At 71.0% G+C, this 14,434-nt stretch carries 12 protein-coding genes; 4 read left to right on the forward strand and 8 right to left on the reverse strand.

The features are described from left to right. Positions 1–32: 32 nt before the first annotated feature. The 5 genes from B100_RS0130745 to B100_RS0130765 all read right to left on the reverse strand — a co-directional run bounded on the left by B100_RS0130745 (position 33) and on the right by B100_RS0130765 (position 7,216). Complete coding sequence (locus tag B100_RS0130745) at positions 33–770, reverse strand: hypothetical protein (RefSeq protein WP_024888216.1); 738 nt, start codon at positions 768–770, stop codon at positions 33–35. Between the two features lie 116 nt (positions 771–886). After that, the gene (locus tag B100_RS0130750; RefSeq protein WP_024888217.1) at positions 887–3,673 is read right to left on the reverse strand and encodes a glycosyl hydrolase; all 2,787 of its coding nucleotides are present in this window, start codon (positions 3,671–3,673) and stop codon (positions 887–889) included. 420 nt (positions 3,674–4,093) lie between these two features. Further along, entirely contained in the window at positions 4,094–5,635 is a 1,542-nt protein-coding gene (locus B100_RS0130755) for a hypothetical protein (RefSeq protein WP_024888218.1), read from the reverse strand. 174 nt (positions 5,636–5,809) lie between these two features. After that, complete coding sequence (locus B100_RS0130760) at positions 5,810–6,625, reverse strand: M23 family metallopeptidase (RefSeq protein WP_024888219.1); 816 nt, start codon at positions 6,623–6,625, stop codon at positions 5,810–5,812. A gap of 123 nt (positions 6,626–6,748) precedes the next feature. Continuing rightward, complete coding sequence (locus tag B100_RS0130765) at positions 6,749–7,216, reverse strand: MarR family transcriptional regulator (RefSeq protein WP_024888220.1); 468 nt, start codon at positions 7,214–7,216, stop codon at positions 6,749–6,751. Positions 7,217–7,246: 30 nt separating this feature from the next. On the opposite strand from B100_RS0130765, the gene B100_RS0130770 reads away from it, so the two are divergent. Next, on the forward strand, positions 7,247–8,314 hold the full coding sequence (locus tag B100_RS0130770) for a bifunctional NAD(P)H-dependent oxidoreductase/GNAT family N-acetyltransferase (protein WP_024888221.1): 1,068 nt from the start codon (positions 7,247–7,249) through the stop codon (positions 8,312–8,314). A 202-nt stretch (positions 8,315–8,516) separates the two neighbouring features. Here the strand turns inward: B100_RS0130770 and B100_RS34500 are convergent, their stop codons facing one another. After that, complete coding sequence (locus tag B100_RS34500; protein WP_037723829.1) at positions 8,517–8,738, reverse strand: hypothetical protein; 222 nt, start codon at positions 8,736–8,738, stop codon at positions 8,517–8,519. Next, positions 8,735–9,079, reverse strand: a complete 345-nt coding sequence (locus B100_RS0130780) for a hypothetical protein (RefSeq protein ID WP_486585743.1) — start codon at positions 9,077–9,079, stop codon at positions 8,735–8,737. The genes B100_RS34500 and B100_RS0130780 overlap by 4 nt, the downstream gene beginning before the upstream one ends. A gap of 114 nt (positions 9,080–9,193) precedes the next feature. Here B100_RS0130780 and B100_RS0130785 point away from each other — a divergent pair, with 114 nt between their 5' ends. Continuing rightward, positions 9,194–9,634 (forward strand): hypothetical protein, encoded by a 441-nt coding sequence (locus tag B100_RS0130785; protein ID WP_024888223.1) that lies wholly within the window; start codon positions 9,194–9,196, stop codon positions 9,632–9,634. Between the two features lie 34 nt (positions 9,635–9,668). Here the strand turns inward: B100_RS0130785 and B100_RS0130790 are convergent, their stop codons facing one another. Further along, positions 9,669–10,583: a YceI family protein gene (locus B100_RS0130790; RefSeq protein ID WP_024888224.1), complete on the reverse strand. Its 915-nt coding sequence runs from the start codon at positions 10,581–10,583 to the stop codon at positions 9,669–9,671. A 647-nt stretch (positions 10,584–11,230) separates the two neighbouring features. On the opposite strand from B100_RS0130790, the gene B100_RS0130795 reads away from it, so the two are divergent. Next, complete coding sequence (locus B100_RS0130795) at positions 11,231–12,712, forward strand: aldehyde dehydrogenase family protein (protein WP_024888225.1); 1,482 nt, start codon at positions 11,231–11,233, stop codon at positions 12,710–12,712. An 84-nt stretch (positions 12,713–12,796) separates the two neighbouring features. Further along, on the forward strand, positions 12,797–14,368 hold the full coding sequence (locus B100_RS0130800) for a GMC oxidoreductase (protein ID WP_024888226.1): 1,572 nt from the start codon (positions 12,797–12,799) through the stop codon (positions 14,366–14,368). The last annotated feature ends 66 nt before the right edge of the window (positions 14,369–14,434 follow it).

Here is a 14,434-nt window from a genome sequence, read left to right on the forward strand (position 1 = left end):
CGAGCGGCTGCGTGACTTCCGACCAGCCCTCGTCAACTGAGCAGCAGCGTGCGGTCGGCGAAGTCCAACACGTCGTCGAGGCTCATGCCACGCCTCTCACCTGCCGCTCCGGCAAGCACCCACTCTCCGTCCCACGCGACCCGCCACACCTCGTCGGCCCGGTTCTCCCACTCCACGTATCCACCGGGTACCCCCTCCAGCTGAGGGATCTCCTGGCGCAGTATCCGGGGGTACGTCAGCGCGCGCCCGGGGTTCATGCTGCCGCCGCCGGTTCGGGGATTGCCGAAGCGCATCTTCAGGAAGGGCATGGCATCCCGGCCGATGTCCGCCGGACTGAGCATCTTCTGGTACCGAGCCTGCGCTTCTTCCAGTGACTCGCGTCCGGAGACCTCTGTCACGTACGCCGGGAACACGATGTGGGTGACGGCGGTGAGGTCAGGGTTCTGCGCCTTGTGGTGGCCGTGCACCTCGGGAGCCGCGGCGGTCACCGCGTCGAAGACGTAACCGGCTGCGGAGAAGCCGCGTACCGCCGCGATGGGGCGGTCTTCCACGATCAGCCCCACCTCATGCTGCCGCGCGAAAGCGAGTACAGCTCGCGCGAGGTCCTCGTCATGCGCGCCGCGCTGATTCGTCTGCCACAGCCGGCTCCCGTCCGCTGTCACCGCGCCCGCGAAGTGCAGGACCGGGCCGAGTGACCACGTCCATGCCTGGTCGAGGCCGGCGAGCGGGGCGGCGTTCGGGAAGCCGGCGAGTGTGGTGAGTACGTCCATGTTTCCTGCTACCGGGAAGGGTTTCTGACCGTGGGCGTGACCCTATCCCGACCCCACGCCCGGCTCGGTGGGGACCGGCCCCCGCAGGCCCGGCCCCCACCACCGCTCACAGCGACTCAGCTGTACGGAATCACCACCACGGACTTGTCCGTGCCCGTCTGCAGCTTCGACGTGCCGTTGCCGATGGCGCTCCACACCTCGAGGCGCACCGTGCCGCCCCTGAGGTCGCTCAGGGTGCCTGTGGCGGACTTGAGGCCGCGGGCCTGGGTGTACTCCTCCCAGCCCGTCACCGGGTCGGTAGCGAAGTACTGGTATGTCTCCGTCCGGTCGAAGCTGCCGTCACCGGTGAAGTCGTAGCTCACCCGCGCCTGTTGGCCGAGACCGACCGTCGTGCCCGCGTCGATCTGGAGGCGGAAGGAGGTCTGGGCGCCCGAGGCCAGGGTGCCGTTGACGCCCCGCACCTCGTAGACCAAGGGCTGGTACGGGGTGCCGTCGCGGTTGGCGCCGTTGGCGGAGGCGATCGTGTCGCTGCCCGCCGTACCGCCGGTCGCCGTGGTCAGGACACCACCGGCGCGCAGCTGGAAGGTGTTGCCGGTCGGCGGCTCCGGGTCCGGATCCGGGTCGGGGTCCGTGGAGCCGGTCCCCGTGCTGGTCGCCGTCGAACGAGCCGGCACCGACAGCGTCTTGCCGTCGGAGAAGGTCACGGTGCGGGCGGTCGAACCGTGGTTGTGGGCCGCGTAGGTCCGGGTCGTGCCCTTGGTGAACACGGCGGAGGTGGGGATGTCACCCGTCACCGTCGCGTCCGGTGCACCGAGAGTGGCGAGGCTGTTGATCCAGTGGTAGGTGTGCGCCTTCGACTCTCCCTCTTCCGGGGTGTAGCCGCCGTTGCCCGCGTCCCACTTCGCCTTCGCCGAGGCCGGGTCGGCGAACGACTCGAACTCCCAGAGGAGGTCGCGCCACTCGACGGCGGGACCGCCGTTCTCCCGTTCCATCTCGGCGAGGTTGCGCCGGATCGCGGCCTTCTCACCGCCCAGGTGCAGCGAACCGCCGGTGACCGGAAGGACGTTGATGCCGTGGATCTCCTCGGGGTTCGCGGTCCACCAGGTCGAGTAGGCGGCGCCGCTGCCCCACACCATGCCGGCCGTGTCGTGCCCGAACGAGGACGGGAAGACCTGTTCGTCGGCGTCGAACCAGTACTGGGCGATCGACTCCGACTCCGTGGTCAGCAGGAAGGTGCCGAGGTCGCGCAGCGAGGTGTCACCGGTCGCGGAGCCCCACAGGATGAGGGCTGCGCTCAGGTTGGTCGACTCCGAGGACGACTCCTGGTTGTTGCCCGCGGCGAAACCCTGGTGACCGGAGGCCCAGCCGTGGCCCGCGTACACGTCGAAGCCGCGCAGGAAGGGGAACGCGGAGTCGGTGCGGTTCGGGTTGACGGTGTCCCGTACGAGGGTCTTCACCATGCCGCCCCAGGCGGAGTCGGCGGCCCACGACGGGTCGTACTGGGCGACGATCGCCGCCGCGTAGACGTAGTACCCGTAGTGGAAGTGGTGGTCGTTCAGCTCGGTGTCACTGCCGTAGGACGCCGGGTAGCCGGTGAGCGTCTTCCAGTCCTTGTCGTAGCTGAACTCGTTCGCGCCGCCGGCCGTGAACCACTCCTGGAGCCTGCCCTTCATCAGGTTCAGCATCCGGTCGCGGATGCCGGTCTCACCGATCTGCTCGGCCACGGGCACCAGTTGGGCGAGGCGGCCCAGCGCCTTGCCGGTCCAGTAGGTGTCGACGGCCCCGGAGAAGGGGTCGGAGGCGTTCACCACGTCGTTCAGATAGCCGCGCAGCCGGGCGGCGTCCACGCCGTTCGACTTCGGCAGCGCGGGCAGTACCGCCGCCGCCTTCTGGGTGGTGGTGAAGGAGGCCGCCTCGCGCACCTTCATGGTGCCGCGCGGCGAGACGTACGTGTACGAGGTGAGCGGGTCCGTGGTGTGCAGCCACTGGTGCCGGTAGAGGGCCTGGAGCGTGCCGCGCTCGGTGCCCTCCTTCGCCTCGGTGGTGAGCGTGTACGTCGCCCTGACGGTGCCCCCGGAGTAGTTCCAGGTCGCCTTGGAGTCGGTGACGAAGCTGTACGCGTACTTCTTGAACGTCGCCAGCGCGCCCGTGGACGGCAGTACGGCGACGGAGAAGTAGTCCTTGCCGCCCAGACCGGCGGTGACGGTGGAGCCGGACACGTTCCAGTCGCTGCCGGTGGGCGCGAAGAGGGCGTAGTGGTGTCCGGCGACGGTGATGCCGAGGACGTTGCCCTGGTCGGCGAAGACGCTGGGCGCGCCGGCGGTGGTGATCTGCGCGTTGCCGCCGGTTCCCTTGGCGTACACGAACGGGGAGCCGTGTCCGATGGTGGTGCGCAGGGTGCGGGAGCCGTCGGACCAGTAGGGGGTGACCGTCCAGTCCGACCAGGCGTCGGCCTTGGTGTCGGGTGAGTTGAGGCCGGTCAGCCCGATGGTGAGGTCGCGCTTGTGGGCGTACTCGTACTGGCGGCCGTCGCCGGTGATCGTGGGCGACGTCGGGTAACCGACGTCCAGTCCGCCGGCGGTGGCCTGGTAGGTGAGGGGGTGCCCGTACATGGGGGTCGAGTACGGGTTGTCGCCGTAGCGCTGGAAGGCGAGGGAGGACCACCAGTCGTTGGTCGGCACGGGCCGGTTCCTGGCGGCGGCGGTCACCTTCGGCGTGACCGGCGTTCCCGTGTTGGTCGTGGGGCCGGACGTGCCGGCCGGCCGGGTGTCGGAGTAACTGCCGGAGCCTACGGGGATGGTGGCGGCGGCCGCGGGGGCGGCGGCCGGGCCGGCCAGGCCGACGGCGGCGAGGGCCGAGGCCAGCAGCAGAACGGTGGCCGGTCTGGTGCGTGGGGATGGCATGCGTCACCTCAAGTCGTGACAGGGGGAGGCTCTGAGAGCGCTCTCAGATGGCCGGAACGTAAAGCCCATGTAATTCACGTGTCAATAGTTTGAACACGGCTGGCCGGTAAGGGACTTGTTGGCGTCAGGTCTTCGAGGCGTGCGCCTGGGTCCCGTTCGTCGCGTTGTCGCGGGTGGGCCGGCGCCATTTCGGCACCGTTGTCCGTTCGCACGGCTCGCCTTTGCGATCGATGTGGCGTGTGGTGCTCGTCCACGGCGGTGCGGGCAGGCGATGTCCCGCCCTCAGCTGTCCAGTTCCGCACTGAGGGCGGCCAGCTTGTCGGCTGCCGCCTCGGGGTCACGGAGGCGGGGGCCTCAGCGGCATCCAGTCGGCGTCGGCGGCAGCAAGGAAACGGTCGCGGAGGAGAGCGGGGCGGAACCTCAATCCAGCAGGGGACAGGTGAGGGGGAGGACACGTTCGGTCAGCCGACCGGTGAGGAGAGTGTCGGTGAGGACGGCGTCGTCGAGCCAGTCTGCCGCGGTCAATCGGTCGACCAGTTCACGCAGTTCGCCGGTGTCCACCGGAACCCGGGCGGCGAGGGCGTTCAGGTCGATGCCCTGGCCGCCGGGTCCGAGGCGTCCCACGTGGTCCGTCCACGCGGCCAGCGTCACGGCGAGCAACCGGGTGGCGGCGGGTGCCTTCTTCTTGCGGAGCTTCTTGTCCGAGACGACTCTCTGGGCCCAGCCGGAGAGCTTGGGCCGCATCTTCCTGCCGAACGTGAAAGGGCCTGTCCCGCTCTCGTCGGGCACCAGGGAAGGGACGGTGATCGGGGTGGAGCTCTCGGGCCGGGAGGCGAGCAGGTCGCCGACGGTGCCGGGGATGTCCAGCCAGCCGCAGCCGGTGAGCTTTTCCAGAAGGTCCGCCGGGTCGGTCAGGCCCAGACCGGTGACGTCCTGGCCGACCAGGTTGCCCGTGCCGGAGTGCGCGGTGCGCAGGGTCAGCATCAGCACCAGCAGCCGTGCTTCCGCTCCGGGCAGCGGCGCGTGGTCGGCCACGTGTGCGAGGACCGTACGCGTGTACTCCCACTGCGTCGACACGGTCAGCAGGCGCGCCACGCCCGGTTCCTCGCCGTCCGGGACGCAGCCGGTGCGGTGCTGGTGCTGGCGCCGGATCACGGAGGCGGCCTGCTCGGCGCGCCGGGCCTCCAGCCGCAGGACGACGTCGCAGCTGACATCGGACCAGGTGAGGAAGGCCCGGGCCTTGCGTTCCTGGAGATCGGCCAGCATCGCCAGGTCGGGTTCCGTGCGCTTCTGATAGGCGCGGAAGAGGTCACCGAGTTCGACGAGTTCGTCCCGCAGGGACGTGGGCCGCAGGTCGCGTGGGATGACACGCCGACCGACCCTCTCCTCCGGCGGGCGGCGCCGCCGTGCGGGTACGGCGCGGGGCGCCGGAACCGCCGTCCCGGCGGTGGCCTGCCGGTCGGAGAACCGCGGCGCGGCCGTGTCTGTGCGTTGTGCCGCGGGCGTCGGACGGCCGAGGGCCGGGGGTGCGGAGGGCCTGGAGGTGGCCGCGATCTGCGCGCCGGGCGTGTCGGCGGCACACCTCGAACAGCACTCCAGGGCCCGCCACCAGCGTCCTGCCCGGTCGGTGATCACGGCCAGGACGACCGGCCCACCGCACCGCCAAGGTGCGGTACGCGCCTGCCGGCCGGTGTCGGCGACGTGGGTCCGGCAGCCGTCGGCCCGGCAGACGCAGTAGGCGTCGGCTCTGGGGGCGGGAGTGGCACGCAGATGGGCCTTGAGGTGGGCGACCGCGACGGCACGGCCTGCCGCCGCGGAGGGCAGACGCTGCTCGGCGCAAGCGGGTCGGTCGCACGAGACGCGCACCTCGGTGCTGCCCCGGCCGACAGGGTCCAGACGCACCGTCCACCGGTGCCCCGACAAGCGTTCGTCCGGCGGGCTCCCCGCGTCGGCCTGCGTCATGCCGTTCTTCCTCCGTCTCCCGTGTCCTGCGTGTCGCCGCCGCATCCCCCTGTGCGGGGGAGCACGCGGCGGCGCGAGTCACGCTATGCGGGGACCTGGCGAAGGAACCTGAAATCGCACAGACTTAAGGCTTTCGGGTTACACGGCCGCCCGTTGCCGTGAACTGGGGGCACGTCAGCAGTTCGGGATGACAGCGCCGCTGTTGTCCCGCGCCTCGTCGTTCCCCCAGCGGGACAAGTAGTACGCCGAGACGTACGCCCCGCGGCCGTTCTTGCCCGCGTACGTGACGTCGAGGTCCGTGCGCAGCCACCAGTGGTTGTATGTGCCGTTCGCGCCGCGGATCTCCTGGCCCCACACCTTGCAGTACACGTAGTTGGTGCCCGCGTTCAGCACGCCCTGCGCGTCGGCGGTGTTCGGCTGCGCGTAGCCCGTGGCGTTGGCGAAGGTGTCGACCCAGTGGCGACCGCCCGCGCCGCAGCCGTTGTCGCTGGTCAGGTGGTAACCGCCGTACGAGCCGGGGTAGGCGAGGGCGGCTCCGTTGATGGTGATCCTCTGGCCGACGCCGTTGAGGAGCTGTTCGTAGTGGATGTGGGCGCCGGAGCTGTTGCCGGTGCTGCCGGTGGTGCCGATCTGCTGTCCCTGGCCGACGTGGGCGCCACTGGCGACGGAGAAGGCGTTCAGGTGGAAGTAGTAGGTCTTCCAGCCGCCGCCGTGGTCGATCACGATGTAGTTGCCGGCGCCGTTCGCCTCGTAGTGCCGGGTGGCGGTGCCGGCCGCCGACGCGAGCACCGGCGCGCCGCCGGTCGCGCCGCCGTCACTGCGGACGAAGTCGAGCGCCTGCCGGACCTCGGCCGAGTGGTGGCCGTAGGTCCACTTCTGGCCGCACGCGAAGGGCGCCTTGAACAGGGGCGCCGCCTGCGCGGGTGTCGCCACGAGCAGGCTGCCCATGAGCGCGACGAGGCCGACGAGGGCGATGCGTACCGATCGCAATGCTGTCTCCGAACTGCGACGTGCGTCGCTCGGCGATGTCAACGGACATGGACGACGACCAGGATGCCGTAGTTGATGCGTTCACGACAGGGGTCCTGTTCGCAGGGGGAGGCCGGGGCGCCCTCACGGCTCGGTGTCGGCGATCTTCTCCGCGATGCGGCCGAGCGTCGCCAGTTCCTCGGGGGTGAGTCGGTCGATGACGTGCCGTCGCACGGAGTCGAGGTGAGTCGGTGCGGCCTCGCGGAGGGTGTCCCAACCCGTCTCGGTGAGAACGAGGAGGCAGCCCCTGCCGTCGGTGGGGTCCGGTGCGCGCCGGATGAGGTCGCGCGCCTCCATGCGCGTGGCGTGCCGGGACAGTCGGCTGCGTGACCAGCCCATCTTGGCGGCCTGCTCGTGCAACGTGCTGGTCCCGTCGGCGCGTTCGGACAAGGTGCTGAGCACCTCGTAGTCCGGCTCGGAGAGGCCGTGTGCGGCGAGGTCCTGCACGGTGCGCGACTGCACGGCGATCACCATGCGGCGGTACGCCCGCCACGCGCGTTCCTCCTCGGCCCTGAGCCAGCGGACCTCGGGCTCCTTCTTGTTCATTGACATGTAATCAATCTAGCGGCTAATTTCGTTTCCATGACAACGAAGCGCCTTCGCATCCTCGTCCTGACGTGCAGCACCCGGCCTGGCGCGCTCGGCCCCGCCGTCGGCGGATGGCTGACCGAGGCCCTCACCCCGGTCACCAAGGGGCTCGACGTGGACCTCGTGCCCGTGGCCATCGGCGACCTGGACCTGCCCTTCCTGGACGAGGAGGACCACCCGTCGACCGGCGTCCACCACCACGAGCACACCCGCCGGTGGAGCCGCATCGTCGACGACGCGGACGGCTTCGTCTTCGTGACGCCGGAGTACAACTACGGTATGCCGGCCACCCTGAAGAACGCGCTCGACTACCTCGGCCCGGAATGGGCCTGGAAGCCGGCCGGCTTCGTCAGCTACGGCCACACCTCGGCCGGCACCCGGGCCGTTCAGCACGCCAAGCAGGTCGTGACCACCTTGCGCCTGGTCCCGCTCGGCTCGACCGTCGCGATACGGATCGCGGACGCGATGCGGGAGGACCGCTTCCTCCCTGAGGCCCGCCACGCCGACGCGGCCGAAGGGCTGCTGGCGGAACTGGTACGGGTCGCGCATGCCCTGACCCCCCTGCGTGAGCGCGAACGCGCCGACGCCGTGGAGGGCCCGCTCCCCGGTTCGTACGCACGGCCTCTCGGCCCGGACGACGCCGCCGAGGTGACCGTGCTGCAGCGCTGCTGCTGGACGGAGGAGGCACTGGCCAACGACACCCTCGACATCCCCGCGCTGCACGAGACCCCGGAGGACGTGCGCACCTGGCTGGCGGACTGGGACACGACGGGACTGTGGCGAGACGGACGGCTGCTCGGGATGGTCCGCACCCGTCGTGCGGGCGATGACCTGCACATCGGGCGACTCGCCGTCGCACCCGACCTGCGGGGACTCGGCGTGGGCCGGTGGCTGCTGCGCCGGGCGGAGTCGGCGGCGAAGGGGTGCCGGCGCGTCGTCCTGTTCACCGGCGCCGCCAGCCACCGCAACATCGCCCTTTACCAGCAGCAGGGCTACGTCGCGCTTCCCGACGCGCAGGAGGACGGGGTGGTGAGCCTGGCCAAGGCTGTCGTCCCCGTCTGAGCGCGGGCGCCCGCGGGCACAGGGCGGGGCCGGGAGGGGGCCTGCGGATGACCGGGCGGGGGCTCGGTCCGGGTGGGTGCCATGGGGTGAGGCGCGGCGGATCTCAGTCGTTCAGTTCGGCGCAGAAACTGCTCACCTTCTTGCCAGCGGCCTCACCTTCGGCGCCGTGAGGGCGGGCACGGTGACGCGGACCGGCTGCGACTCAGCCGGTCCGCACTGTGCTGCAACGGACCGGCCGGTCCTCCACGTTCACCAGCAGGCCCTCGCTCGCGAGGTCGCGGAGGATCTGCCGGGGGTGCTTGTCCCGCGGGTAGTGTCCGGCGTCGCGCAGTGCGCGCAGGCCGCGTTCGGTGTCCCAGCAGCCGCCGTACGTGCGCACGGACTTCTCGAGGTCGGCGCGTTGGCTGGAGTCCGGCCCGGTCAACGCCCTGCTTCCTGGGCCTCCTGTGCCTGCTCGCCGACGGCGGCGGCGTGCGCCTTCCTGGTGTGGTTGGCGATGCTCGCCGGCGCGCCGACGTAGTCGCAGGCCGGGCACTTCCGCCAGACGCCCTCGGACACGGCACGCGCGCTCACCGAGTGTCCGGGGCCGTATCCGTGTCCGTGCAGCAACTGGGCGACGGAGGAACCGTATTCGACCGCGAGCAGCGCCGCCTCCGCCACCTTGTCGTGGCCGGGGGCGAAGAACGATCCGGCGCCGACCTTCTTGGCGCAGCCGCACCAACAGGTGCCGGTCGAGGTGAGGTGGGGAAGGGACTTCGTCGTCATGCGGGCACAGTAGAACAACGGACGTGACAGTTAGGGGTCTTTGCCGTGTCCGGCGTCCTTCCCGGGCGGCCCGGGGTGAAGGGAACCGGCGCCGGGACTCGTAGCCTTTCGATCATGGCCGACATCTACGAACTCCAGCTCACGCTCGACCTGCCGGGCTCGCTTCCGCCGCAGGACCTCGCCCTGCTCCGCTGGCACCTGGGGGAGGAGGGAGGCCGGCAGGGCGACGGCTACGCGTACCCCCTCTGGGGAGACCGGGGGCCGGCGCTGCGGATCGGAGGCGCGCTGGTCGGCGAACTGTGCTCCGACGGGCCGCAGTGGGCGCTGACCGTGCGGCAGGAGGCGCATCCCGACGAGTTCGACGACCTGCGCAGGATGGTGCTGTGGCTCGGCGCGCGCACGACGACCGTGGGTACCGTCGGGTACCTGCGCTTCTACGAGTCCCATGTGCCCGATGTACTGGTCGCGGAGGCGGGAGCCGTCCGCAGCGCGGTCCTGCGGGTGGAGAAGGTCCTCGAGTCGGCGACCGAGGTCATCCCCGACCCTTACGCGTGAACCGGCAGGCCGTCGCCCGCCGGACCGCGCCGGCCTACTCCGGGGGCGTGGGGGTCTCGGGGGTCCGGTACATCGCCTGGACGTCCAGCTCCAGTTGCACGGTCGGGCCGACGACCGCGATGCCGCGGGCCAGCATCGAGCGCCAGTTGAGGGTGAAGTCCTCGCGGTGCAGCTCCGTCTTCGCCAGCGCCGCGCAGCGCAGCTCCTGTTCGTAACCACCGTTCACCGTGCCGAGGTACGTCGTGTCCAGCCCCACGGAGCGGCTGGTGCCGTGCATGGTGAGCGTGCCGTTCAGCGTCCACCTGGAGCCGCCCCGGTAGACGAACCGGGTGCTGGTGAAGTCGATGTAGGGATAGTGCTCGACGTCGAGGAAGTCGGCGGAACGCAGGTGGTTGTCACGGGTCCTGTTGCCCGTGGTGAGGCTGGCGGCGTCGATGCGCACCGAGACCTGGGAGTCGCGCATGTCCGGCGTGACGCGGATACCGCCGGTGAAGCGGGTGAAGCGTCCGTGGACGTGGGCCATGCCCACGTGCTTGGCGATGAAGCGGATCGCTGTGTGCGGCGGGTCGAACAGCCAGGTGCCGGGCGGCGGCAGTTCCAGTTGGCGTGCGGGCAGCAGCGCGACGTGCGCCGGGGGGAGGACGGCACCGGCGACTATGTCGATGTCGCTGCGGGCCGGGGTGAGGCCCTCGCCCGCGACCATCACGCTGTAGGAGCCGGGCGGGAGTGCCGCCATGAACAGGCCGTACGGATCGGTGGTGCCGCGGGCGGCGACCCGGTGGCTGTCCAGGGCGGTCACCGTGACCTCGGCGCCGCCCAAGGGCTGTCCCATGGGATCGACGACCTCGCAGCTGTATGCGCCGGCACCGGTCGGCAGGGGCAGCGGGACGCCCGCTGCGGCCTCGGGACCGCCGCGGGAACGTCGACGCCGGAGCAGTCCGAGAGCCATGCGGTTCACCTTTCTTCCTTTGTGTCACCGCGGCGGGACTCGCACCGACGGATGCGTCAGCGGTCACCGGCAACCACCAGGGAGTAGTTGCAAGCGCGATGAAGTCAACAATTAAACGATCATAGAGCAGGTGTAGTGGTGTGATTCGTTTTCGGGGAGGCGCGCGACATGGCTGGTCCATGTGCCGGACTGGCGTGAACCACCGTCATCCCGGCCGTCCAACGGGGCGTGCCGCGTTCCTCGACTGGGGTGCTTTGCTCCGGTGCTGTGGTGAACGCCACCCGGAACCGTGAAGGATTCACACGTGGCGCGCGGTCCCGCCACGCGGCTCACACATCGCACGGGCCGTGCCGCCGCGCCGGTCGGCCCCATCCGTCCGGCGCGCATCCCGTCGGCCTCCTCTCGCCGACGCGTGCGTCGCCGTCTGATGCCCTCGGGGACGCTCCCTCCCGTCATCCCGTCGGGGACGCCCCCTCCCGTGTTGTCCCCAGGGACGCCCGTCCCGGCCGATCGCTAGCCCGACCGAGTCACCGGACCACCCGGTCGCGGTGGTGGCCGTGCACGCCGTGGCCGTCGACCGCACGATGAGCGGTGTTGCCGGCCGGCGAACCGATCGGTACCGGTCGGATGTGAAGGAGGCGCCCGCCATGGGTGAGCTGTACATCGACGGGGAGTGGACGAACGCCGCCGGCGGAGGGCGGCGGGACGTGATCAATCCGTACGACGCCTCCGTCATCACCACCGTCGACGAGGCGGACGCCTCCGACGTGGACCGGGCGGTGCGGGCCGCCCGGCGCGCCTTCGACGAGGAGGACTGGGCGAACGCCCCCACCCGCCGCCGTGTGGACCTGCTGATGCGGGTGCACGACCTGCTGCTGCGCGACATCGACGAGATCGCCCGCACCGAGACCCTGGACACCGGCAAGACGCTGGCCGAGGGCCGCTTCGACGTGGAGGACGTGGCGAACGCCTTCCGCTACTTCGCGGAGCTCGCCGGCAAGGACGGCGGGCGGGTCGTGGACGTCGGCCCCGACGTCCTCAGCCGCGTCGTCTACCAGCCCGTCGGCGTGTGCGCGCTCATCGCCCCCTGGAACTACCCGCTGCTCCAGGCGTCCTGGAAGGTGGCGCCCGCGCTGGCGGCCGGCAACACCATCGTCCTCAAGCCCAGCGAGACCACCCCGCTCACCACCATCGCCCTGTTCCGGCTGATCGAGGAGGCCGGCGCCCCGCGCGGTGTCGCCAACCTGGTGCTCGGCTCCGGCGCGACCGTCGGCGCGGCCATGACCGCCCACCCAGAGGTCGACCTGGTCTCCTTCACCGGCGGACTGTCCACCGGGCGCGCCATCATGGCGGCCGCCGCCGAGGGGCCGAAGAACATCGCTCTGGAACTCGGCGGCAAGAACCCCAACATCGTCTTCGCGGACGCCGACTTCGACGCCGCCGTCGACTACGCCCTGGACGCCTCCTTCCTGCACGCCGGGCAGGTCTGTTCCGCCGGGTCCCGTCTGCTGGTCGAGGATTCGCTGCACGACCGCTTCGTCGAGGCCTTCGCCGCGCGCGCCCGCCAGATCCGGCTCGGCAACGGCATGGAGGAGGGCACCGAGAGCGGGCCTCTCAGCTCCGCCGAGCACCGGGAGAAGGTCGAGGGCTACATCGCTCTCGGCAAGGAGGAGGGCGCCCGGCTCGTCACCGGCGGCACCCGCCCCGACGACCCCGCGCTGAGCAGCGGCTACTTCCTGCTGCCGACCATCTTCGCCGACTGCGACCGGTCCATGCGCATCGTGCAGGAGGAGGTGTTCGGACCCGTGGTCACCGTCGAGCGGTTCCGCACCGAGGACGAGGCCGTGGAACTCGCCAACGACACCCGTTACGGCCTGGCCGGCGGTGTCTGGACCTCCGAGGCCAGCCGCGCGCAGCGCGTCGCACAGCGGCTGCGGCACGGCACCGTGTGGATCAACGACTTCCACCCCTACGTCCCGCAGGCCGAATGGGGCGGCTTCGGCCGCTCCGGTGTCGGGCGCGAGCTCGGGCCCACGGGTCTGCGCGAGTACCAGGAGGCCAAGCACATCTACCAGAACCTGAACCCGGGGCCCTCCGGCTGGTTCAAGGGCGAGAGCGGCGGCAGCTGAGCGGTACCAACGGCTCCTCGACCCACCCGATCCGCAGCGCGCCGCTCCCTCCCCTCACCCGACGGTCCCGAAGAAAGGCAGCTCATGGCCTCCACCACCCCTCACGGCGCGGAGTCGGACTACGACTACGTCATCGTCGGCGGCGGCACCGCCGGATGCGTGCTCGCCGCCCGCCTCAGCGAGGACCCCGACTGCCGCGTCTGCGTCATCGAGGGCGGACCCACCGACGTGGGTGACGACCGCATCCTGCGGCTGCGCAACTGGATCAACCTGCTCGGCTCGGAGTTCGACTACGGCTACACCACCGTCGAGCAGCCGCGCGGCAACTCCCACATCCTGCACTCGCGCGCCCGCGTCCTCGGCGGCTGCTCCTCCCACAACACCCTGATCAGCTTCCTGCCGCTGCCGCAGGACCTCGACGACTGGGTGGCCGCCGGCTGCACCGGCTGGGACCCGGGGACGATCCTGCCGTACCGCGACCGGCTCCAGACCCACATCGTGCCGGTGGCGGAGGCCGACCGGAACCCCATCGCCAAGGACTTCGTCACCGCCGCCGCCCGCGCCACCGGCGTCCCCGTCGTCGACGACTTCAACGCCGAACCGTTCGCCGACGGCACCGGCTTCTTCTCCCTCGCCTACGAGCCGGAGGGCAACCTGCGTTCCTCCGCGTCCGTCGCCTACCTGCACCCCGTCCTGGACCGCCCCAACCTCACGCTGCTGCTGGAGACCTGGGCGCACCGGCTGCTCACCGACGAGGCGGGACGGCTCACCCGGGTCGCGGTGCGCGGCGCCGACGGAGAGCCCGCCACCGTACGGGCCAACCGTGAACTGCTGCTGTGCGCCGGGGCGATCGACACCCCGCGCCTGCTGATGCTGTCCGGCATCGGTCCCGCCGACGATCTGCGCCGGCTCGGTATCGACGTCACCGTCGACCTGCCGGGCGTGGGGGAGAACCTGCTGGACCACCCCGAGTCGGTGATCGTCTGGGAGACCCGCGGCCCGCTGCCGCCCAACTCCGCGATGGACTCCGACGCCGGTCTGTTCCTGCGCATGGACAAGGGGCAGCCGCGCCCCGACCTGATGTTCCACTTCTACCAGGTGCCGTTCACCGTCAACACCGAACGGCTCGGCTACCCGGTGCCCGAGCACGGGGTGTGCATGACGCCGAACGTGCCGCGGGCCCGCTCCACCGGCCGCATGTACCTGCGCAGTTCGAACCCGACCGAGCATCCCGCTCTGGACTTCCGCTACTTCACCGACCCCGAGGGCCACGACGAGCGCACCGTCGTGGAGGGGCTCAAGCTGGCGCGGGAGGTCGCGGCGACCGATCCGCTGAAGGACTGGCTCGTCCGCGAGGTCGCGCCCGGACCGTCCGTCACCTCCGACGCCGACCTGTCGGAGTACGGGCGTCGCGTGGCCCACACCGTCTACCACCCGGCGGGCACCTGCCGGATGGGCGCGGCGGACGACCCCCTCGCGGTCTGCGACCCGGAGATGCGGCTGCGCGGCGCCGAGGGCGTACGCATCGTGGACGCGTCGGTCTTCCCGACGATGCCCACCATCAACCCCATGGTGACGGTGCTGCTCGCCGCCGAACGCGCCGCCGACCTCATCACCGGCCGCCCGGGACCGGGCGACGGGGCGGCGACGCGGTGACCGCGATGACTCCGGGCCTTCCGGGTATACGCGCGTCGGCGACCGGGCGCGTTCCGGGCACCCACG

Source organism: Streptomyces sp. CNH189, from assembly GCF_000527195.1.